24 protein-coding genes are annotated in these 20,117 nt (G+C 69.9%); 8 read left to right on the top strand and 16 right to left on the bottom strand.

The window, feature by feature from the left end; translation table 11 throughout:
• Positions 1 to 18 precede the first annotated feature (18 nt).
• Both ACIBQ6_RS11660 and ACIBQ6_RS11655 read right to left on the bottom strand, forming a co-directional pair.
• Positions 19 to 681 (bottom strand): response regulator, encoded by a 663-nt coding sequence (locus tag ACIBQ6_RS11660; RefSeq protein ID WP_397211425.1) that lies wholly within the window; start codon positions 679 to 681, stop codon positions 19 to 21.
• Complete coding sequence (locus ACIBQ6_RS11655; protein WP_397211423.1) at positions 678 to 1,898, bottom strand: sensor histidine kinase; 1,221 nt, start codon at positions 1,896 to 1,898, stop codon at positions 678 to 680. Before ACIBQ6_RS11655 ends, ACIBQ6_RS11660 begins: the two co-directional genes overlap by 4 nt.
• A gap of 202 nt (positions 1,899 to 2,100) precedes the next feature.
• Between ACIBQ6_RS11655 and ACIBQ6_RS11650 the strand changes: the two genes are divergently transcribed.
• From ACIBQ6_RS11650 to ACIBQ6_RS11640, 3 genes are read left to right on the top strand one after another with little or no spacing between them, the layout of a single operon-like run.
• Positions 2,101 to 3,072 carry an ABC transporter ATP-binding protein gene (locus ACIBQ6_RS11650; RefSeq protein ID WP_397211421.1) on the top strand — a complete coding sequence of 324 codons (972 nt, stop codon included), beginning with the start codon at positions 2,101 to 2,103 and terminating at the stop codon, positions 3,070 to 3,072.
• Positions 3,069 to 3,866: a hypothetical protein gene (locus ACIBQ6_RS11645; protein ID WP_397211419.1), complete on the top strand. Its 798-nt coding sequence runs from the start codon at positions 3,069 to 3,071 to the stop codon at positions 3,864 to 3,866. Before ACIBQ6_RS11650 ends, ACIBQ6_RS11645 begins: the two co-directional genes overlap by 4 nt.
• A 20-nt stretch (positions 3,867 to 3,886) precedes the next feature.
• Complete coding sequence (locus ACIBQ6_RS11640; RefSeq protein ID WP_397211417.1) at positions 3,887 to 5,077, top strand: alpha/beta hydrolase family protein; 1,191 nt, start codon at positions 3,887 to 3,889, stop codon at positions 5,075 to 5,077.
• A gap of 69 nt (positions 5,078 to 5,146) precedes the next feature.
• Here the strand turns inward: ACIBQ6_RS11640 and ACIBQ6_RS11635 are convergent, their stop codons facing one another.
• The 8 genes from ACIBQ6_RS11635 to ACIBQ6_RS11600 all read right to left on the bottom strand — a co-directional run bounded on the left by ACIBQ6_RS11635 (position 5,147) and on the right by ACIBQ6_RS11600 (position 13,380).
• Entirely contained in the window at positions 5,147 to 6,313 is a 1,167-nt protein-coding gene (locus ACIBQ6_RS11635; RefSeq protein WP_397211415.1) for an alpha/beta hydrolase family esterase, read from the bottom strand.
• 122 nt (positions 6,314 to 6,435) lie between these two features.
• The gene (locus tag ACIBQ6_RS11630) at positions 6,436 to 6,744 is read right to left on the bottom strand and encodes a MiAMP1 family antimicrobial peptide (protein WP_352329610.1); all 309 of its coding nucleotides are present in this window, start codon (positions 6,742 to 6,744) and stop codon (positions 6,436 to 6,438) included.
• A gap of 225 nt (positions 6,745 to 6,969) precedes the next feature.
• Positions 6,970 to 8,163, bottom strand: coding sequence for an Ig-like domain-containing protein (locus ACIBQ6_RS11625; RefSeq protein ID WP_397211413.1), 1,194 nt, complete (start codon positions 8,161 to 8,163; stop codon positions 6,970 to 6,972).
• Between the two features lie 169 nt (positions 8,164 to 8,332).
• A complete protein-coding gene (locus tag ACIBQ6_RS11620) occupies positions 8,333 to 10,546 on the bottom strand; it encodes an ATP-dependent RecD-like DNA helicase (protein ID WP_358286724.1) in 2,214 nt (737 codons plus the stop codon).
• A 569-nt stretch (positions 10,547 to 11,115) separates the two neighbouring features.
• The gene (locus tag ACIBQ6_RS11615) at positions 11,116 to 11,637 is read right to left on the bottom strand and encodes a hypothetical protein (protein ID WP_397211411.1); all 522 of its coding nucleotides are present in this window, start codon (positions 11,635 to 11,637) and stop codon (positions 11,116 to 11,118) included.
• A 559-nt stretch (positions 11,638 to 12,196) separates the two neighbouring features.
• Entirely contained in the window at positions 12,197 to 12,439 is a 243-nt protein-coding gene (locus ACIBQ6_RS11610) for a hypothetical protein (RefSeq protein ID WP_397211409.1), read from the bottom strand.
• 216 nt (positions 12,440 to 12,655) lie between these two features.
• A complete protein-coding gene (locus ACIBQ6_RS11605) occupies positions 12,656 to 13,033 on the bottom strand; it encodes a hypothetical protein (protein ID WP_397211407.1) in 378 nt (125 codons plus the stop codon).
• Positions 13,033 to 13,380, bottom strand: coding sequence for a hypothetical protein (locus ACIBQ6_RS11600; protein ID WP_397211405.1), 348 nt, complete (start codon positions 13,378 to 13,380; stop codon positions 13,033 to 13,035). Before ACIBQ6_RS11600 ends, ACIBQ6_RS11605 begins: the two co-directional genes overlap by 1 nt.
• Positions 13,381 to 13,571: 191 nt before the next feature.
• Here ACIBQ6_RS11600 and ACIBQ6_RS11595 point away from each other — a divergent pair, with 191 nt between their 5' ends.
• Positions 13,572 to 14,069 (top strand): GNAT family N-acetyltransferase, encoded by a 498-nt coding sequence (locus ACIBQ6_RS11595; protein ID WP_397211403.1) that lies wholly within the window; start codon positions 13,572 to 13,574, stop codon positions 14,067 to 14,069.
• Positions 14,070 to 14,078: 9 nt separating this feature from the next.
• Here ACIBQ6_RS11595 and ACIBQ6_RS11590 read toward each other — a convergent pair whose 3' ends face one another.
• Positions 14,079 to 15,032, bottom strand: a complete 954-nt coding sequence (locus ACIBQ6_RS11590) for a radical SAM protein (RefSeq protein ID WP_397211401.1) — start codon at positions 15,030 to 15,032, stop codon at positions 14,079 to 14,081.
• A 74-nt stretch (positions 15,033 to 15,106) separates the two neighbouring features.
• On the opposite strand from ACIBQ6_RS11590, the gene ACIBQ6_RS11585 reads away from it, so the two are divergent.
• From ACIBQ6_RS11585 to ACIBQ6_RS11575, 3 genes are read left to right on the top strand one after another with little or no spacing between them, the layout of a single operon-like run.
• Complete coding sequence (locus tag ACIBQ6_RS11585) at positions 15,107 to 15,430, top strand: DMT family transporter (protein WP_397211399.1); 324 nt, start codon at positions 15,107 to 15,109, stop codon at positions 15,428 to 15,430.
• Positions 15,431 to 15,482: 52 nt separating this feature from the next.
• Positions 15,483 to 16,037 (top strand): GNAT family N-acetyltransferase, encoded by a 555-nt coding sequence (locus tag ACIBQ6_RS11580; protein WP_397211397.1) that lies wholly within the window; start codon positions 15,483 to 15,485, stop codon positions 16,035 to 16,037.
• Entirely contained in the window at positions 16,034 to 16,333 is a 300-nt protein-coding gene (locus ACIBQ6_RS11575) for a DUF952 domain-containing protein (RefSeq protein WP_358286707.1), read from the top strand. Before ACIBQ6_RS11580 ends, ACIBQ6_RS11575 begins: the two co-directional genes overlap by 4 nt.
• On the opposite strand, the gene ACIBQ6_RS11570 is transcribed toward ACIBQ6_RS11575, so the two are convergent.
• The gene (locus tag ACIBQ6_RS11570) at positions 16,321 to 16,623 is read right to left on the bottom strand and encodes an STAS domain-containing protein (RefSeq protein ID WP_397211395.1); all 303 of its coding nucleotides are present in this window, start codon (positions 16,621 to 16,623) and stop codon (positions 16,321 to 16,323) included. The two genes, ACIBQ6_RS11575 and ACIBQ6_RS11570, sit on opposite strands and share 13 nt — an antisense overlap.
• Positions 16,624 to 16,968: 345 nt before the next feature.
• Entirely contained in the window at positions 16,969 to 17,259 is a 291-nt protein-coding gene (locus tag ACIBQ6_RS11565; RefSeq protein ID WP_358286705.1) for a hypothetical protein, read from the bottom strand.
• A 456-nt stretch (positions 17,260 to 17,715) separates the two neighbouring features.
• Between ACIBQ6_RS11565 and ACIBQ6_RS11560 the strand changes: the two genes are divergently transcribed.
• Positions 17,716 to 18,288, top strand: coding sequence for an SGNH/GDSL hydrolase family protein (locus ACIBQ6_RS11560; RefSeq protein WP_397211393.1), 573 nt, complete (start codon positions 17,716 to 17,718; stop codon positions 18,286 to 18,288).
• Positions 18,289 to 18,333: 45 nt separating this feature from the next.
• Here ACIBQ6_RS11560 and ACIBQ6_RS11555 read toward each other — a convergent pair whose 3' ends face one another.
• The 3 genes from ACIBQ6_RS11555 to ACIBQ6_RS11545 form a co-directional block, all read right to left on the bottom strand.
• Complete coding sequence (locus ACIBQ6_RS11555; RefSeq protein ID WP_397211391.1) at positions 18,334 to 18,534, bottom strand: hypothetical protein; 201 nt, start codon at positions 18,532 to 18,534, stop codon at positions 18,334 to 18,336.
• 34 nt (positions 18,535 to 18,568) lie between these two features.
• Positions 18,569 to 19,084: an SET domain-containing protein gene (locus tag ACIBQ6_RS11550; RefSeq protein ID WP_397211389.1), complete on the bottom strand. Its 516-nt coding sequence runs from the start codon at positions 19,082 to 19,084 to the stop codon at positions 18,569 to 18,571.
• Positions 19,085 to 19,571: 487 nt separating this feature from the next.
• Positions 19,572 to 19,946: a nuclear transport factor 2 family protein gene (locus tag ACIBQ6_RS11545; protein WP_352326029.1), complete on the bottom strand. Its 375-nt coding sequence runs from the start codon at positions 19,944 to 19,946 to the stop codon at positions 19,572 to 19,574.
• Positions 19,947 to 20,117: the final 171 nt, after the last annotated feature.

Raw genomic sequence — 20,117 nt, 5'->3', positions numbered from 1 at the left:
GGCCGGGCCGCCGGGCTGTCATCGATCGTGGTGCGGGGTGACCAGGCCGGCGTCGTAGGCGGCGATGACGAGCTGGACCCGGTCGCGGGCGCCGAGTTTGGTGAGCAGGCTGGCGATGTGGGCCTTGGCGGTGCCGGGGCTGATGTGCAGCTGGGCGGCGATCTCGGCGTTGGACAGGCCGCGCCCGGCCAGGGTCAGCACCTCGCGTTCGCGCGCGGTGACGCCCAGCGGCTCGCGCGGCAGCGGGCGGGGTTCGGGGCGGCCGGCGAACTCGGCGATGAGGCGGCGGGTGACGCTGGGCGCGATCAGCGCGTCACCGGCCGCGACCACGTGGACGGCGGACAGGATGTCCTCCAGCGCCATGTCCTTGACCAGGAACCCGCTGGCTCCGGCCCGCAGCGCGGCGTGGACGTTGGCGTCGTCGTCGAACGTGGTGAGCATGATCACGCGGGTGGCGGGGGATTCGGCGGTGATGGTCTGGGTGGCCTCGATGCCGTCCATGCCGGGCATGCGGATGTCCATCACGACGACGTCGGGGCACAGCTGCCGGGTGAGCTGGACGGCTTGGGCCCCCGTCCCGGCCTCCCCGGCGACGACGACGTCGGCGGTGCCGTCGATGACCATGCGCAGACCGGCGCGGATCAGCGGCTGGTCGTCGGCGAGCAGGACGCGGACGGTCACCGTGCCTCCACGTGCGTGCTGCGGCCGCTCTCGCCCACCGGGGCGTGCCGCGGCAGCGGCAGGGCGGCGGTGACGCGGAAGCCGCCCTGCGGGCGCGGCCCGACGCTGAGGCGGCCGTCGAGCAGGACGGCTCGCTCGCGCATGCCGGCGATCCCGTACCCGCCGCCGGTTGAGCCCGCGCCGGTTGAGGCGGTGCCGGGTCCGTCGTCGGTGATGTCGAGGCGTAGTTCGCCGGGCGCGTAGTCGAGGACGACCTGGCAGTGGCGGGCGCCGGAGTGGCGGACGACGTTGGTCAGCGACTCCTGGACGATGCGGAAGGCGCACCGGTCGACGGCCGGGGGCAGCTCGCGTGGCGTGCCTCGGCGGCGCACGTCCACGTGGAGGCCGGCGGCCGTGGTCGTCGCGGCGAGCCGGTCGAGGTCCGCCAGCCCCGCCGGCAACCCCGACCCCGACCCCGCCCTCGTTTCCGACCCCGACCCCGACCCCGGCCCTGGCCTCGCCCACGTTTCCGGCTCTCCGGCGGCCGGGGGCTCGCGGAGCACGCCGAGCATGTGCCGCAGCCCTTGCAAGGTCTGCCGGCCGGCGGCCTCGATCGCGCCGAGCGCCTGGCGCGCCTGGTCCGGCCGGGTGTCGATCACCCGGGCGCCCGCGCCGGCCTGGATGGCGATGACGCCGATGCTGTGGGCGACCATGTCGTGCAGCTCTCGCGCGATGCGCAGCCGGTCGGCCGTGACCGCCTGAAGCTCGGCCTGCGCACGCAGCGCCTGCCCGTACTCGCGTCGTTGCCGGAGCGTCGTGCCCGCCGTCCAGGCGACCACGACGCCCAGGCCGAGCAGCAGCGACAGCGCGAGGAAGCCCGGCGCGGCGGCGCGCAGCCCCTGGGCCAGCAGGGTCCCGTGCCAGACCGCCTGCTGCACGATCAGCGTGGCGGCCGCCGCCACCAGCCCCCTCCGGCGCGTACGGGTGGCCGTGATGAGGCAGACCAGCAGGTCGGCCGCCGGCAGCAGCGGCCAGATCCGCTCGGCGGGCTGCGCCGAGGCCACGGCCACGACCAGTTCGGCCAGCAGCACCGCCAGCACCGCGCACGGCCGCCGCCGGGCCCACACCATCGGGACCGCCATCGCGGCGGCGAACCCGATGTGTGCCGCGCCCACCGGCAGCGGGCTCTCGCCGTCGGTCAGCGTCACGACGTACAGCAGCGGCAGGCAGGCCACCACGACAGCGCCGTCCGCACGCCGTGCGGCAGCCGCTGCGTCAAGGGTGGCCTGGGCGTTGGTTCGCGCACCCGGCCGATCGTAGTCACCGGTCGCCGCCGCGGGCATCGGCCCGCCGGCCTATGCCCGCGGGCCACCCCACCGGCAGGCGAACCGGCCTGCGGCCAGATGTGCCGCCTGCCCGGCCTGCGACACCGTTGGCCGGGTGATCGAAGTCAACCAACTGACCAAGCGTTACGGCGCGGTGAGGGCCGTCAACGCGCTGACCTTCACCGTGCGGCCGGGCTGCGTCACCGGGTTCCTCGGCCCGAACGGCGCCGGCAAGAGCACCACGATGCGGATGATCCTCGGGCTGAACAGGCCCACCAGCGGCACCGCCACCATCGGCGGCCGCCCGTTCGCCCGTCACCGCGCCGGCCTGCGGCACGCCGGCGCGCTGCTGGACGCCGGTGACGTGCACGGCGGGCGCACCGCGGCGGCGCACCTGTCGGCGCTGGCCCGCGGCAACGGCCTGCCGCGCCGCCGGGTGGGCGAAGTGCTGCGGGAGGTGGGCCTGGAGGGCGTGGCCCGCCGCCGGGTGGGCGGTTTCTCCCTGGGCATGCGCCAGCGGCTCGGCATCGCCGCCGCCTTGCTGGGCGACCCGCCGGTGCTGCTGTTCGACGAGCCGGTCAACGGCCTGGACCCCGAGGGCGTGCGCTGGGTGCGCGGCCTGTTCCGCCGCCTGGCCGCCGAAGGACGCACCGTGCTGGTCTCCAGCCACCTGATGAGCGAGATGGAGCACACCGCCGACCGGCTCGTCGTCATCGGCCGGGGCGAGTTGATCGCCGAGGAGAGCGTGGCCGAGTTCGCCGCCCGCGGCACCGGCTCGTCGGTGACCGTACGCTGCGGCGACCCCGCCGAACTGGCCGCCGTGCTGGCCCAGGCAGGCGCCCGCGCGCAGCAGAGCGACGACGGCGCGCTGACCGTCACCGGGCTGAGCGCCGCCCGCATCGGCGAGCTCGCCTTCGAGCGGCGCATCGTGCTGCGGGAACTCGCTCCGCACCGGGCCTCGCTGGAGCAGGCGTTCATGGAGCTGACCGCCGACCGCGTCGACCACCGCGTCGACCACCGCGTCGACTCCCGCGTCGACTCCCGCGCCGACTCCCATGCCGACTCCCTGGCAGGTGACCGGCGATGACGGCCGCCCGCTTGCGTGACCTGCTGGCCGCCGAGTGGATCAAACTGTGGTCGTTGCGCTCCACCCGCTGGCTGCTCGGCCTCGGCCCGCTGGCCATCGTCGCCTTCGCCGCCCAGAGCAGCCTGAACGCCTACCGTGAGTGGCCGAGCTTCCCGCCGATGCAGAAGGCCACGTTCAGCCCCTTGAACGAGGCGTTCAGCGGGCTGTCGGCCACCATGTTCATGATCGGGGCGGGCGGCCTGGGCGCGCTGACGATCGTCGGCGAGTACGCAACCGGCCTCATCCGCACCACCCTGACCGCCGTCCCGGCCCGTCACCGCGTCGTGGCCGCCAAGCTCGCCGTCGTCGGCGGCGTGCTGCTGGCCATCGGCGTGCTCGTCTCGGCCGCCACCTTCGGCGTCAGCCAGGCCATCCTGTCCGGCCGCGGCGTCGCCGTCGCCCTCGGCGATCCCGGCGTGCTGCGCGTGCTGGCCGCCAACGCGCTCCTGGCTCCGGTGTCAGGGCTGGTCGGCATGGGGATCGGCGCGCTGGTTCGGCACACCGCGGCCGCCGTCGTGTCCGTCTGCGCGGTGCTGGTCATCGTGCCGACGTTCTTCCGGCCGACCGTCCACCAGTGGCTCAACGACCTCTACGCCCTGGTGCCCTTCTACGTCTGGCGTACCTGCCTGGGGCTGCCCCAGCTCCGTGACGATCCCGCCCTGCCCACGGTGGCCGGATCCTGGGCCGTGTTCGCGGCCTGGCCGCTGGCCGCCGCCGTCCTGGCCGTGCTCCTCGTGCACCGCCGCGACGTCTGACCGCTCCTGAGAGGAATCCGATGAACTCCCTGCTGTTCCGGCCGCTGGCGGCCTGCCTGGCCCTGGCCGTCACGGCCTGCGCCACGCCGACCGCCTCGGCCACTCCCTCCGGCCCCTCCACCCCCGCCGGCCCGGCCGCCACCGCGTCCCCGGCCGTTCCCCGGCTGGAACTGCCGCGCCCCACCGGCCCCGATCCGGTCGGCCGCGACGTGCTGTACCTGGTCGACACCAGCCGTAAGGACCCGTGGGTCCCGCGATCGGGCCCGCGCCGGCTGATGGTCTCGATGTACTACCCCGCTCGCTCGGCCACCGGCGCCCCGGCGCCCTTCATGACGGTGGAGGAGGCCGCGTCCCTGCTGCGGCGCAAGGCCCCCGGCTCCGACCTGCCCGCCGAGATCGTCAGCGGCATCCGCACCTACGCCCACACCGGCACGCCTCCCAGGCGCGGCCGCCGCCCGCTGGTGGTGCTCTCGCCCGGCCTCGGCCTGCCGCGGGCCAGCCTCACCTCCCTGGCCGAGGACCTGGCCAGCCGCGGCTACGTCGTCGCCTCGCTCGACCACGCCTACGAATCGTCGGGGACCGTCTTCCCCGGAGTCGGCCTGCTCACCTGCGCACCCCTGTGCGACCAGCCCAAACCCCCCGAAGGCGGCAAGGCCGCCATCGCCCGGAACCGCGCCAAGGACGTCTCCTTCGTCCTGGACCGGCTGACCGGCCGCCACCCGGCCTGGAAACGCGCCGACCTGATCGACTCCAGGCGCGTCGGCATGGCCGGCCACTCCCTCGGCGGCGAGGCCGCCTCCACCACCATGGCGACCGACAAGCGCGTCAAGGCCGGGATCGACCTCGACGGCACCATCAGCGCGACCCTCCCCGCCACCGGCCTGGGTGATCGCCCGTTCCTGCTGATGGGCAGCCAGAGCGACCACAGCCCCGGCAAGGACGACACCTGGGACAGCGCCTGGCGGACCCTGCGCGGCTGGAAGCGCTGGCTCACCCTCGCCCAGGCCCAGCACGGCAGCTTCACCGACCTGGCCATCCCGCAGAGCAGGATCGGCCCGCCGGCTTCCGGCGTCATCGCCGCCGAACGCGGCCTGGCGCTCACCCGCGCCTACGTCGCCGCCTTCTTCGACCAGCACCTGAGGAACATCAGACGGCCCCTGCTCGACGGGCCCACCCCGGACAACCCCGAAGTCGGCTTCCACAACCCGTGACCCGGCACCGGGAGACGCACGCGCCGGCTTTCCTGTCCGCCGCCTCCCCCTGATCGCGTCCGGGGCCGGTCAGCGGGTGGGGGCGCGGTCGAAGGCGTCGAGGATGAGGCGGCTGGCGTCCAGGTCGCGGGCGGTGTCGCCGAGGCCGGGCACCTCGATGGGGCCGGGCCAGGTGTGGCCGCCGCCGTCCACCGTGTACAGGCGCAGCGTGGCTCCCCGCGCGCAGGACGTCCACAGGCGCAGGCGGACGCGGCGCAGGGGGTGGCTGGTGGCGGGGGAGGAGCAGTGCTGGGCGGCGGCCCAGGCGTCCATGGTCTGCTCGACCGGGGGCAGCACGACGAGCGCGGCCAGGTGCCGCAATTGGCCGCCGGGCTCGGGGTGGCCGCCGTCGTAGGGGACCAGGCGGTCGGCGGTGCCGTGGAAGGCGACGATCGTGGTGGGGACGGGCTGGGCGCAGGGCTGGGCGATGGGGATGCCGGCCACGGCGGCCACGCCGCTCAGGCGTCCGTCCAGGGCGCAGACGAGCGAGGCGGCCAGGCCCGCGCCGTAGGACAGGCCGGCGGCGAACTCGCGTCCGGGGTGGGCGCACTGGTGGCGTTCGACCTCGTCCAGCAGGGCGGCCAGGTAGGCGGTGTCGTCGGGGCCGGCGGTGTGCGGCAGGGTCCAGGCCAGTCGTCCGGGCGCCGATCGGGGGGTGATGACGATGTAGCTGCGGCTTGGGCCGATCTGGGGCAGGCGGCTGTAGGCGGCCTGTTCGGCGGCGTTGGAGCCGAGGCCGTGCAGGTTGAGCAGCACGGGGTGGGGGCCCGGCCCGTCGGGCACGGCCAGCAGGTAGCGGCGGGTCAGACCGGCGGTGGTCAGCTGGTGAGCACCGGAGGTGAGCCGGCGGGCCGTGGCCGCGCATCCACTGCTCGCCACACCCCGCCCCCGCATCCGGCCCAGCGCGCGGTCCTGCGCCGGGCCTTGCGTCCGCGGGGGAGTCGCCTTCTGGGACGATCGAGGAAGGGGTGCCACTGCGGAGGGCGGCGAGGAGACCTGACCGCCGGCCGAAGGCGACCGTTCGCCTGCGCCCGGCAGAGAGGGCACCGCGCAGCCGGACAACACCGCCATCACCAGGAGCGACATCAACGCCAAGACCGTGGTGCCCGCGGCGGTGGTGCCCGCGGCGCTGGTGGTGGTGGTGCTTGCGCCGGTGGCCGTGCTGCTGCTCGCGGTGGTGCCTGCGCTCTTGCCCATCTGGCCCCCCGCGCGTGCTGATGGTCGTACTGGCAAGTGTGCCTCGCACGGCCGTCCGTACGCGCGCATGCCGAAACCGGCCGCCCCCTGTGCCCGGGGGACGGCCGGTCAGGGGCGGCGGGTCAGCACACGATGAAGATGCTCTTCCAGCCGACGGGGGTGCGCTGCTCGGCGTTGCGGTTGGAGGCCAGTTCGAAGTGCATCACGCCGGAGGCGTTGGGCTGGTTGTACATGCGGCCGCTCTGGCCGTCGCCGTACCACTTGTAGGAGCCGTGGTAGGGGATGTTGGACACGCCGCAGGCGTCCAGGACGACCGAGCGGCCGGTGAAGCCGGGGCCTTCGTAGGCGACGTACTGGGAGGCGTACGCGGCGCCGGCCGAGGCGAGGACGAACCCGGCGGTGATCGCGGGGACGAGAAGGATCTTCTTCAACGTGTACTCCTTCGAGGGTTCCTGACGAATGCCCACGGTGGGTAATCGTATGGCAACCCTTCGTACACGTCGAGGCGTTTTCGCTGATGGCGAGGGCGAGGGGCCGTCGAGGACGGTCCACGGCAGCGGTCCTGGCCGTCGAAAAAGCCGCTCACCGCCGCGCCTGCCGGCGGCGGTGAGCGGCTGGAAGCCGGCCCGGAGAAGGGAGGGGGAGCGGGGGAGCGGTCAGGACTTGGCGTGCAGGGCGCTGCCCTTCTTCCACTGCGAGAAGGGCAGCTGCCAGTAGCCCCAGCCGTTGTTCCACTCCAGCTCGCGGTTGGTGCCGGTGATCTCCACGACGTCGCCGCGCTGGAAGTTGTCGTAGAACCACTTGGCCTGGTCGGGGCGGGAGTTGATGCAGCCGTGGCTGACGTTGCGCACGCCCTGGGCCCAGACGTTGTCCTTGGCGTGGACGTACTCGCCGGAGTTGGAGATGCGCACGGCGTGGTCGATCATCACGTCGTAGTAGCCGGGGTCGCCCTTCTTGCGGCCGGGGGAGATCATGCGCACCGGGTTGCCGCGTTCCATCGTCAGGTGCACGCCGGAGGTCGTGGTGTACTCGCGGGTGGTGGCCATGCCGGCGCTGATGCGCATGGTCTGCACGCGCTTGTTGTCCTTGTAGACGTACATCATGTGGGTCTTGGTGTTGACCTTGCTGATGACCTTGGCGCCGATCTTGAGGCTGGCGGAGTAGTCCTTCACGCCGTACAGGCCCTTGCCGGCCTTGACGCCGGTGATGCGGGCGTTGAAGGTGACCTTCTGGTGGGCGGGCCAGTACTTGGCGGTGCGGTAGATGACGGTGGTGTCGTTGATCCACCGCCAGGCGCCGGTGACGGGCTTCTCGGCCTCCACCTCCAGGGCGCGCTCGACGGCCGCCTTGCCGGTGACGGGCTGGTTGAAGGTGACGATGATCGGGGCGCCGACGCCGAGCGTCTCGCCCTTGGCGTTGGGGGTGACGTCGGCGACCTGCAGCTCCCGCTCGGGCTTGACCGTGGTGAAGGTGCTGGTGGCGGCGGTGACGCCGGCCTTGGCCGAGACGTTGTAGTTGGTGGAGGGCTTCAGCGGCGTCCGGGAGACCCATTTGGTCTTGTCGGCGTTGAACCTGCCCTCGACCGTGTGGCCGCCGCCGTCGACGGTCACCTCCTCCAGCGCGCCGCCGGCGGCGGTGACCACGACCTTCTTGTCGGGGCTGACCTTGGCGCTGCCCTCGGCGGGGCTGATGGTGACGGTGGGCGCCTGCGGGGTGGCCACGGTGGTGGCCTCGGGCGCTTCCGGCCCGCGCGAAGCGGCGTTCCCGCTCGAGCAGGATGCCGTCAGGGCCGCGACCGCCAGCAGCGCGAGGCCGGCGGCAGACTTCGTCCATGCGGGCGCAACGTTCAAGACTGTCCTCTCCCCCAGGGCGGCAAACCCACCCCAAAGACTTTAATGCTCCTGCATGTATGACGCAGAAGCATTTAGGAGAGTTCGGTCACATTTGCATCACTAATTGCTGTCAACCCCAGGTCAACCTGCGTCAACGCGACGATCAACGTTCTTGCCCGTGAGGGGTTCAGCGCCGCTCCAGGCGGTGGGTCAGGCTCGTGTGCCGCCGTCCGGCGCCCTTGGTCCGTACGGCCTGGGCCAGCGCCCGCCGCGACCCCACGATCACCACCAGCCTCTTGGCCCGCGTGATCGCGGTGTAGAGCAGATTGCGCTGCAGCATCATCCACGCGCTGGTGGCCAGCGGGATCACCACCGCCGGATACTCGCTGCCCTGACTGCGGTGGATGGAGACGGCATAGGCGTGGGCCAGCTCGTCCAGCTCGTCGAAGGCGTAGTCGACCTCCTCGTCCTCGTCGGTGCGCACGGTCAGGCTGTGGTCGTCGGGACGGATGCCGGTGACGATCCCCACCGTGCCGTTGAACACCCCCGCCGCGCCCTTGTCGTAGTTGTTGCGCAACTGGGTGACCTTGTCGCCCACCCGGAACACCCGCCCGCCGTACCGGCGTTCGGGCATGCCCTCGCGGGCCGGCGTCAGCGCCTCCTGCAACGCCATGTTCAGCGCCCCCGCCCCGGCCGCGCCGCGGTGCATCGGCGCCAGCACCTGCACCTCACGCCGGGCGTCCAGCCCGAACCTGGACGGGATGCGCCGCGCGACGACGTCCACCGTCATCGCCGCGATCTCCTCCGGCTCCTCGCACGGGAACAGAAAGAAGTCCGACATGCCGGCCAGCACCGGATGGTGCCCGGTGTTGACCCGGTGGGCGTTGGTCACCACCCCCGACTCCTGCGCCTGACGGAAGATCTGCGTCAGGCGCACCCGCGGCACGTCCACCGCGGCCAGCAGATCCTTCAGCACCTCCCCGGCCCCCACCGAGGGAAGCTGGTCCACATCGCCCACCAGCAGCAGATGCGTGCCCGGCGCCACCGCCTTGAGCAGCTTGTTGGCCAGCAGCAGATCCAGCATCGAGGCCTCGTCCACCACCACCAGGTCGGCGTCCAGCGGGTTGTCACGGTCGAAGGTGGCCTCCCCGCCCGGCCTCAGCTGCAACAACCGGTGAACCGTGGTGGCCTCGTGCCCGGTCAGCTCCGACAACCTCTTGGCCGCCCGCCCGGTCGGCGCGGCCAGGATCACCTTGGCCCGCTTGGCCCTGGCCAGCGTCACGATCGACCGCACGGTGAAACTCTTGCCGCACCCCGGCCCGCCCGTCAGCACCGCCACCTTGCACGTCAGCGCCAGCCGTACCGCCTGACGCTGCTCCGGCGCCAGCTCGGCGCCCGTCTGGGCCGCCAGCCACGACTCGGCCCGCTCCCAGTCGACGTCGGCAAAGGACCGCAGCCGGTCATGGCCGCTGTTCAGCAACGACAACAACCCGCCGGCCAGCGACAGCTCGGCCCGGTGGAAGGGCGGCAGATACACCGCCGGCACGCTGTTGTCCCCGGCGGGCACCTGCTCGCGCACCACCCCCTCCTCGGCCGCCAGCTCCTCCATGCACCGCGTGGCCAGCTCGGCCGGCACGTCGAGGATCTTGACCGCGTCGGCCACCAGGTTCGGCGCCGGCAGATAGCAGTGGCCGTCGTCGGCCGCCTGCGACAACGTGTACCGCAGCCCCGCCTTGACCCGCTCGGGACTGTCATGGGGGATCCCCACCGCCTGGGCGATCGTGTCGGCCGTCTTGAACCCGATGCCCCACACCTCATCGGCCAGCCGGTACGGCTGCCCGCGCACCACCGAGATCGACGACTCCCCGTACTGCTTGAAGATCCGCACCGCGATCGAGGTGGACACCCCGACCCCCTGCAGAAAGATCATCACCTCCTTGATGATCTTCTGCTCCTCCCACGCCGCCGCGATCATCTTCGTCCGCTTGGGACCCAGCCCCGGAACCTCCACCAGCCGCTGCGGCTCCTGCTCGATCACCTCCAGCGTCCCCGTACCGAAATGATCGACGATCCGCTCGGCCATCTTCGGACCGATCCCCTTGATCAGCCCCGACCCCAGATAACGCCGGATGCCCTGAACCGTGGCCGGCAACACCGTGGTGTAGGACCACACCTCGAACTGCCTGCCGTACCGCGGATGCGACGTCCACCGCCCCCGCAACCGCAACGACTCTCCGACCTGCGCCCCCAGCAGCGGCCCCACCACGGTCAGCAACTCCGCCCCCGACCGCTCGGTGGCCACCCGCGCGATCGTGTACCCCGTCTCCTCGCTGGCGAAGGTGATGCGCTCAAGCACCGCATCGAGGGACACACCGAGCGAACCGTTGGCGTCAGGCTTCACGCAAACCCCTCTGTTGCCTGTTTTGAAGGCAAGGGTAGAGCAGCAGGCAGACAAGGACGGGGGAGCCGCGTGCACCCCCGGCAGCCCTGCGCCTCCGGGCTTGTGTGGTTTGTGTCGATTACGTGACTCGTATGAGAACGACAGTGATCACGAGGACCCGCGCCGAGATTCCCTGTCTCCCGAAGAGGCCGCACGGGCCGCATTCGCGCCCGGCGGGCCGATCGTGGAGGAACTGGCCGCCCTCGGTGAGGTCGACCACCATCTCATCGCCGACGTCCTCGCAGGTCAGAAGTGACAGCTCTGCGGCACCGCCATGGCGATGGCACGCCCGGGGAACTTCGGCAGGGGATCAACTCGCCCCGGACCGGACCGCGGCACGTTCGGAGGGGGGGCACCCTCACCTCTCTGACGCACCACCGGCGTGCGGCGGCCAACGTGCTGCTGTACGCCCCCATGCCAGTTGCTCACGTGGCCCGACATGGGCCGAAACGGTCGAGATCAATGCGAGTGCCGTGCCCCGAAGGTTTCAGGGCACGGCAAGCGGCGTCAGCGGATCAGACCCTGTCGACTCAGTGGGGCGGCGTGATGTCGAGGAAGGGGCTGCAGTTGGCGGGCCAAGGCCGCGTCGCCATGGTGCCCGGAGGCGGGAAGACGGTGCACGTGCTCTGCGCTATGCGGGAGTGCGCGTTGAGGACAGTGACATGCACGGTCGTCCCCTCGTCGGGCGCAGCCAGGGTGATGTCGACCAGGCGGCCGAAGTTCCTGGGCAGCCGTGAGGACAGGTCGTGCCATCGTGGCGTCGTCCGCGGGTCCCTGATCAGTACCTTGTCCTCCCGAACGACCCCGACGAACTTGGTCGGCGGCCTCTCCTCGTCCTCGGGGTCCCCTTGGAAGGCCGAGTCGATCGCGACAGCGTTGTCGTCGTCCATCCCGCCGGGGAAGGAGCGATTCTTTGCTTTCACGACCTTGGCATCCGCGAGGCCGTGGACGCCGGCGACCGATGTCGTGTGGACGCCGGCAAAGGCTGGCGCTGGAACTGAAAGAGCCGTGAGTGCGCTGGTTGCCGTAGCGGCTAGAGCAAACGCCAGCACGCGTGTGATGCCGAGTGGGTGCGAAGCGCGCCCGCTCTGGTATAGAGCCACGTGTTTCCCCTGTAGATGCCAGATTCGAACGAAAGGGGCCAATAGCCGCCCCTAAATGGTTGCAAATTTGAAACTACCCCTTCGATGAAGCGATAAAGCGCACATGTTTTCTGCGGAAGGTAAGGAGTATCGAAAGACAAACAAAAAGCAATCGTTTCAGATATTTAGCAGCAAATAGGGGGAGGCGTGCATATTTGCGCACGATGATCCCGGACAGGGCGAGTGAACTCCGGGGCTGCACGTACGGGCACAGACGCGACGGCCCGCCCCGGGCTCCGCCTCGCGCCCCGGGGGACGAGCTGTACGCGCGGGTGAAGCGGGAACCCCGGTCAGACGACGTGACGGCGGCTACGGCGTCCACGGCCCGGAGTCGAAGGCCGTGCGCGCCGGCTACCGGGACAAGGGCGGTGCGACGCCGACCGGCGTCATCGACGAGACGACCCGGGATCCGACCTGGTCGTGGAGACCTGCGTAGCTGCCCGCTCGACTCCCGACGCCCCGAAGACGCCTAGAAGAGCACGACCCCCGTGAACGTGGTCAATGTCGCAGCCCACAACAGCCAGCCAGCGAAGAAGCCCTTGTACTGACTTCGGAACAGGCCCACCAGTCCCGCGCCCAGAAGAAACACGCAAACCAGCAGGAACCCGACGGGCACGCCGACGGCCAAGCTACTGAACGCCAGCAACATCAGCGAACCGACTCCGGTCAGGAACAACCCGGCTGCGACATGCACTGCCTTGCCGATCGCCACGACGGCACTCCTTGATCCACGAGCAAGACGAACTCGCGATGAGAAGCACAGCGGCGTCAGATATCCGCGCTTCGCCGATCAAGAGCCTACAGATGTGCCGTCCCCAGCGAACTGGGCCCCCTTCTTCCGCCGAATCAACCACTTGCCGAACAACTCCCAGCGTCCGCCCTCCTCGCAGTGGGCGCCTCCGCACAGCAGCACCCTGTGGAGGAAACCTCAAGTGCCGCGTGGCCAATCGCCATCAGCGATGTCGCAACCCTCGCGCACGGCACATGCGCGGATGGCGCTCCCGGACGGCCGAGGCGGCGCCGCCGAGTCGAGCCCCCTGCCGATCCGGGCGCCCAGCGAGCACAAAGCCTGCCTGAGCTCGGCCGGTTCGATGTGTGCGAGATCGGCGTCGAACGTGAGCAGCAGCCCCGCCAGCCCCGGCCATGACCACGCGCCGAGCGTGAGCCGGCACGCGCCCTCGGAGACGTACTCCACCGTCGACCCGCCCGGAGCGAACCGGGCGACCGTGGCAGCGGGCAGAGCCAGAACAGCCGAACCGCGACACGGCCACTCAGCGGCGGCATCCCCACGGTCGTGCGCCGTCATCACGAAGACGACAGGATCACCGTGCGGGACGTCACGCCGGTCGAAAGGGACGTGCGTGGGCGGGTGCGGCGTGCAACATCAAAGACGGCAACCAGCCCGGCTACTGGCCCCTCGCGCTCGCGCTGCTCGCCGGCGGCCTCGGACTCGGCCTCGCCGCCCCCATCCTCGTCAACGTCGTCCTGGCAGGCGTCCCCGGACGCAACGCAGGCGCCGCGAGCGGGGTCCTGTCCACCGTCAACCAGATCGGCGGCGCGGCCGGCATCGCCGTCCTCGGCACCATCTTCTTCACCACCGCCACCGCCACCCCACCAGCCGCCACACCACCGGCGCTGCCCGCCTACAGTCACGCGCTCAGCATCGTCCTGATCGCCTCCACCGCGCTCTACCTCATCACCGCAACTCGTGATGCTCGCACTCCCGAAAACCGCAACCACGAACGCCCCATAGAGACGACCCCCAGACGGGGGAGCGGGAACCACACCACGAACCCGGCCCCCGTCAGCACCCAACCCACCCACCACCCCTTACAGTGTCACCGGTGAAGATCAGAGAAGGCCGCCCCGGCGACGACGCCGTCCTCCTGACCATGTTCGACAGCGCCGTGCAATGGCTCGTCAGCCAGAACCGCACCGGCCAATGGGGCACCCGCCCCTTCACCGGCGACCCCCGCCGCACCCAGCAAGCCGCCGACTGGCTCGCCGGCGGCGGCATGCGCATCGCCGAGATCGACGACCAACCAGCCGGCTGCATCGTCGTCGGCGACGCCATGCCCTACGTCACCCCCGCCACCGAACCCGAGCTCTACGTCCAGGTCCTCGTCATCGACCAACGCCACGCAGGACGATCCGTCGGACGACACCTCCTGCAATGGGCCCTGCAAGAAGCCCGCGACCGCGGCCTCGGACTCCTCCGCGTCGACTGCTACGCCGGCGACGACGAACGCCTCGTCTCCTACTACGAAAGCTGCGGATTCACCCGCGACCAGCCCTTCACCGTAGGGGAGTGGCCCGGCATGATCCTCCACCAACGCCCCTGACCCCGCAGATCACACCAGCGACAACTGAGCCACCGACGGCCCCCGACCCACCGGCTCCGGCGCACCGCACCGCATCCCATAAACCCGGCACAACTGCGCGATCTGCCCCGTGATCCGCTGCTCATAGCCGGGGGAGGGGAACCCCGCCCGATCGTAGAGCTCCTCATAACGCTCCACCAGATGCGGATGCGCCCCAGCCAACCACCGCAAGTACCACTGCCGCGTCCCCGGCGGCAACCGCAACACCACCGGCTCCACCGCCACCGCCCCCGCACCCGCGATCCGCCGCACCGTCGCCGTCAACTGATCAGCCGCATCACTCAGCAACGGCAACACCGGAGCCATCAACACCCGGCACTCCACCCCGGCCTCCACCAGCGCCGACACCAACTCCAACCGCGCCTGCGCCCCCACCGCACCCGGCTCCACCGCACGCCTGATCCGCTCGTCCACGAAAGCGATCGACACCGCCACCCGCGCACCCGCCCGCGCCAGCACCTCCGCATCCCGCAACACCAGCGCACTGCGCGTATACACCGTGAACGGCACCCCCGCCGCCCCCAGCGCCGCCACCACCCCCGGCATCAACCGATACCTCTCCTCAGCAGGCTGATAACCATCGCCCGCCACCCCCACCGCCAGCGGCTCGCCCTCCCACCGCCCCAACTCCGACCGCAACCGCTCCACCACATTCGCACGGACCACGATCCGCGCATCGAAATCAGCCCCCGCATCCAACCCCAGCTTGCGATGACCCGCCCGCGCCCCACACCCCAGACACGCATGCGCACAACCCCGATAAGGCGAAACCGCCCACCGCTCGACGATGCCCACACTCCCAGGCACCCGCTCGATCACCGTACGGGCCTGCGTCTCATAAAAACCGTCACGCACCACCGCGCGCCGCTCGATCAGCGGCCGCTCATCGACCGCCTCGACAAGCGCCAGCGCATCCCAACCCACCCAACCAGTGGAACACGCATTCGACTACCTTTTCAAGCGGAACCCGCAACACCCACACCCCGAAGGAACCCCCCATGGCCTGGATCCTGCTCGCCCTCGCCATCGCCTCCGAAGTCCTCGCCACCACCGCACTCAAACTCAGCAACGGCCTCACCCACATCGGCTGGACCATCGCCGTCGCCACCGGCTACATCACCTCCTTCGTCCTGCTCGCCCGCGCCCTCAAACTCCAACTCGACATGGGCACCGCCTACGCCATCTGGTCCGGCGCCGGCACCGCCGCCATCGCCCTCATCGGCGCCACCCTCATGGGCGAAACTCTCACCCCCCTCAAGATCAGCGGCATCCTCCTCATCATCGGCGGCGTCATCGTCCTCAACCTCGCCGGCAACCACTGAACCCCACCAAAAACGCATTGAACACCCCCCACCCCCTCCCTACACTGCCCCCGTGCTCACACCCGAATACCCCCTCACCACCCCCCGCCTCCACCTACGCCCCTTCACCCCCGACGACCTCGACGCCCTCCACGCCTACGAATCCCGCCCCGACGTCGCCCGCTACCTCTACTGGGAACCCCGCGACCGCCAAACCACCCGCACCTCCCTCGACAAAAAAATCACCCGCCACACCCTCCACGACGAAGGCGACGCCCTCGACCTCGCCATCACCCTGCGCACCACCGGCCAACTCATCGGCAACGCCCTGCTCATCTGGACCAGCACACAACACCGCCAAGGCGAAATCGGCTACGTCCTGCACCCCGACCACCACGGCCACGGCTACGCCCCCGAAGCCACCCGCCCCCTCATCCACCTCGGCTTCACCCAACTCGGCCTCCACCGCATCACCGGCCGCCTCGACGCCCGCAACAAACCCTCAGCCCGCGTCCTGGAAAAACTCGGCATGCGCCACGAAGCCACCCTCCTCGACAATGAAATCGTCAAAGGCGAATGGACCAGCGAAACCATCTACGCCATCCTCGAAACCGAATGGACCCCATGACCGTCCTCCACCACCTCGCCCTGCAAACCGACTGGCAACACGCCCAGCAAGCAGGGGAGTACCGCATCTCCACCCTCGGCCACACCCTCGACGACATCGGCTTCATCCACCTCAGCCACGACCACACCCAACTCCGCACCGTCCACGACACCTACTACACCGCCGTCACCCAACCCCTCCTCATCCTCGACATCGACCCCACCGGCCTCGACATCCGCACCGAGAACGGCTACCCCCACCTCTACGGCCCCCTCCCCGTCACCGCCGTCACCGCCACCCACCCCTACGCCCCCTGACCACCCGTCCACCCCATCGCCCGCAACAACCGCAACACATGCGGCGGCGTCCCCACCAACTGCGTACGCCCCGCCCGGCACGACACCACCAGCAACCGCGCCCCCTCCACCCCCAGAAAATCCAGCCCGCTCACATCCACCACCAGCGACTCGTCGATCCGCCGCGCCCGGCCCAACGTCTCGGCCAGCGCCACCTGATTCGTCGCGTCCACCTCACCCACCAACCGGATGATCGACGGACCCGGCATGGGGCAGCATGTGATGCGCAACTGGTGATCGACATAGAGCAAATGGGGGAGGGACGCACGCCCGAGGGGGTCCGGGGTATTCACGACAAAGCCGCCATTCCCGGGCTCTCACATGCCCGGTGTCGGAAGGGGGGAGTGGACCGTGGACCGTGCGGCCGGTGACGTACGCCGGGACCGCCGACCCCCCTGGACCAAGGCGGCCCCGCCGAGGCCGGAGGGGTTTCACGCCCCCTGTTCACACACCCGCACCCCGACAGCATAGAGCAGCCGTCCGACCGCCGTGCGTAATCACGGGGATCTCCAGAGCCTCCCGACCAGCCCTTTTGCGGACGAATTACCCAAACCACACAGAATCCACGTTCTGTACGGTATGAGCAGTCTGTCCGGCTAGAGGCGGTTCACGAAGCGGGAGGCGGCACGCTGGCTCATGCCGGTCTCGCCGCGTACCAGGAAGACGGCTTCCTGGATCTGGCCGAGGGCCTTGAGCTCCCGGGCCTGGTCCACCAGGTCGACGCTGGGGTTGGGGCGATTGCGGGGGCTTTTGGTGAACCGTACGGCCAGAATGATCAGCCAGATGGCGGCGGCGACGATGACGGCGGTGAGTGCGACGAGGCCGGCCGTCGAGGCGGCCAGAGCCGGCGGGGCGGCGAGGAACTGGCTGGACGTCAGGCTGGGCATGGTGGAAATCTGCCCGGCGGGTGACTGTTCATGCGGGGTGTTTTTGCTGCGTCGTGGCGTTGGCTGGTTGCTCGATAATGAACATTATGTCAAGTAGACCTGATCGAGAGCCTCCTCCGCGCTTCCGGTCGCGGGTGGGTGTGCCGTCGCGGTGGGTGGGTCGGCTGCGTACGGCAGCTGTGTGGTCGAACTCGGGTGCGATCGCTGTCGTGCTCCCCGCCGGCGGTCTGCGCGTACGGGGCGGATGGGCGACCCGCTTCCGGCGCCTGAGGCTTGGCGGCGCGGTTCGGCCTCCCCTTTGCGGACGAGACCGATGGGCGGCTGTGTCGGCGGCGCTGCCTTCCGATGGTTGTCCAGCGTTGGTTCGTGGCGCTACTCCCCCGTGCAGGGTGGTGGGGGCGGTGATCGTCTAGCCTTTCGTGCGGCATTGTCGTCGTCTGGGGTGTGGTGATCGGGATGAGCACGGTGTGGTTGTTCACGGGTGACAGCGTGACTCAGGGGGCGTTGCACACGTTCGGGTGGCGTGACTACACGCAGTTGTTCGCCGAGCGGGTGCGGTTCGAGCTGAACCGGCCGTCCGATGTGGTGATCAACACCGGGGTGAGTGGTCAGAAGGTCTGTCAGCTCGATGTGGAGAACGCGGTGTTGCGTCATCGGCCTGATGTGGTGGTGCTGATGTTCGGGCTGAACGACTGTGTGGCGGGGCCGGCGGGTCTTGCGGCTTTTGCCCGTGACTATGCCGCGGTGGTTTCCCGGGTGCGGGAGGCGGGGGCGAAGGTGGTGCTTCAGACGCCCAATCGGGCGCCGGCGTCCGGCTGGGCTGATCTGCCGGCTTATGCCGAGGTGGTGCGCTCGCTGGAGGCGGATGTGTTGGTGGATCATCATGCGGCCTGGGACGGTGGCGAGCATTGGATGGGGTCCGGGTGTCATCCCAATGAGTACGGGCATCGGGCGTTGGCGAGGAATCTGCTGCGGACGCTCGGCCTGTGGGAGCCGGTGGGGGTGAGTGGGTCTTTGTTCATCCCGTGAGGGGTGCTGGGGTGGTGGGGCCCGCGCGTGGCGGTTGGGCGTTTGTCAGGACGGGATGGGTGGGCACTCGAGGACTTCGATCGAGTTGCCGGGCATCAGGGCGATGTGAGGGTGGTCGCTGAAGAGCTGTGCCGCGTCTTCGTGGGTGTCGGCCTCCACGATCGCGTATGCGGTCTTGGCGTCGGTGAAGTCCTTCTTGTCGGCGTTGTCGGCGGCGCCGTTGAGGACGGCGAGGAACTTGGCCATGGGCGGAGGTAGCCCACGGGCACGGAGGCGTGGGCTAGGTGCGCGGTTGTTCCTGGTTGGTGCGGTTGAGCAGGGGTGGGCTCCAGTGGGTGCCGTAGGTGAGTTGGAGGTGCGGCAGTCGCCAGTCGTCGCCGGTGACGGTTTCCCGGCAGCTGGGTGTGGCGCAGTGGCAGGTCATGGACCAGGTGGCGAGGCCGCTGTGGGTGGCGTAGTCGATGGTGAGCTCTTGGCCGGGGGTGATGGGTGTGCGGGCGGTCAGGGTGGTGGCGTCGGTGTGCCAGAGGTTGGGTTCGCAGGAGTGGTTGCCGTAGCGCGCCGGGTGGTCCGGGTCGAGGAGCAGGTGGAGGTTTTCCTCGACGGTGAGGCTGCTGTAGGGCGGGGTGAGGGTGGCCAGGGTGTGGTTGTCGATCAGGTGGCCGCCCAGCCGCATGACGATTTCGCCTTCGTGGATGTGTTCGCGGGCGAACAGGCCGGTGCCGTGGATGGGTGAGGGGGTGGCGTGGGCGTGTGGCGTGAGCCAGGACTGGGGTGGATAGGGGTGGCTCGTCATCGGTGGTTCCCTGGTGTTGCTTGTGGGGTTGGTGGGAAGTTTTTTTGGGTGTTTCCGCCTTCATTGTGATCTTGGCGGGTGAATTGGGGATGGGGGTGTGATCTGGGGTTTTGTGGGGTGGTGGGGTGGTGTTGTGGGGCTCTCCTGGGGGCTGACGGGGGCTTTGACGGCGTGTTGATTCACTGTCTTTGTCATGTTCGGGGGTTTTAGGGTAGAGCTCCTGCTATTCGCTCAGCGAGAGGAGCAGCACGTGGGGAACCAGTCGGTTTTATGTCCGGTGTGTCAGGGGGTTCTGCCTGCTTCCGACAGGGAGGCGTACACCCCGCTGCGGGGGCGGTTGATCCTGACGAACGGGTATTGCGGGGGTGGGCACGCCGAGCGGCGTGCGGAGGTGGCGGAGGTTGAGGAGACGCGGCAGGTGGCGCGTCCGTTGCCGGTGCCGGGGGTGGTGGCGCCGGTGCCGATGGGGCGGCGCTGATTTCTCTGCTTATCGGTGGCCTGGGGTGGTGTGCCAGTAGTCGCGGGTCTGTACGGCCAGGCCGTCGGGGTTGAAGCGGGCGAAGACGCAGCCCGCGAGGGTGATGGGGTGGCCGTTGTCGAGGGCGTGGACCCGGTATTCGATGGCGGCCTGGTCGCCGTCGACGATGGGGGTGGTGAAGGTGACGTGGGGGTCGCTTTCGCCGGTGAAGGATTGCCGGATGTAGTCGGCGATGGCGTCTTTTCCGTGGTGGGGTGGGCGGAAGGGCATGCTGGTGTGGGTGGCGTCGTCGCTGTAGAGGGCGATGATGGCGGTGGTGTCGTGGTGGGTCCAGCCGTGTTGCCAGGTGTCGGCGAAGTGCTGGGCGGCGGCGCGGGTGTCCATGTGATCCATTGTGGGGTGGGTTGTCCCTTGCGGTGGGTTTCGGGTGGGGTTCCTGGTCGGGGTTGAGGTGTCTCCCCCGCCAGGATTTTTCCGGGCATATCAGGGCAATTTGGCTGCTCAGCCTGGCTGTCTGTGGTGATTTGTCAGCATCGGTGGAAGATTCGTGTCAAC

The organism is Nonomuraea sp. NPDC049655, from assembly GCF_044465465.1.
Classification (GTDB): Bacteria; Actinomycetota; Actinomycetes; order Streptosporangiales; family Streptosporangiaceae; genus Nonomuraea.
Note: the sequence above shows the minus strand (reverse complement) of the source record. Positions and strands in the feature narration are given on the sequence as shown.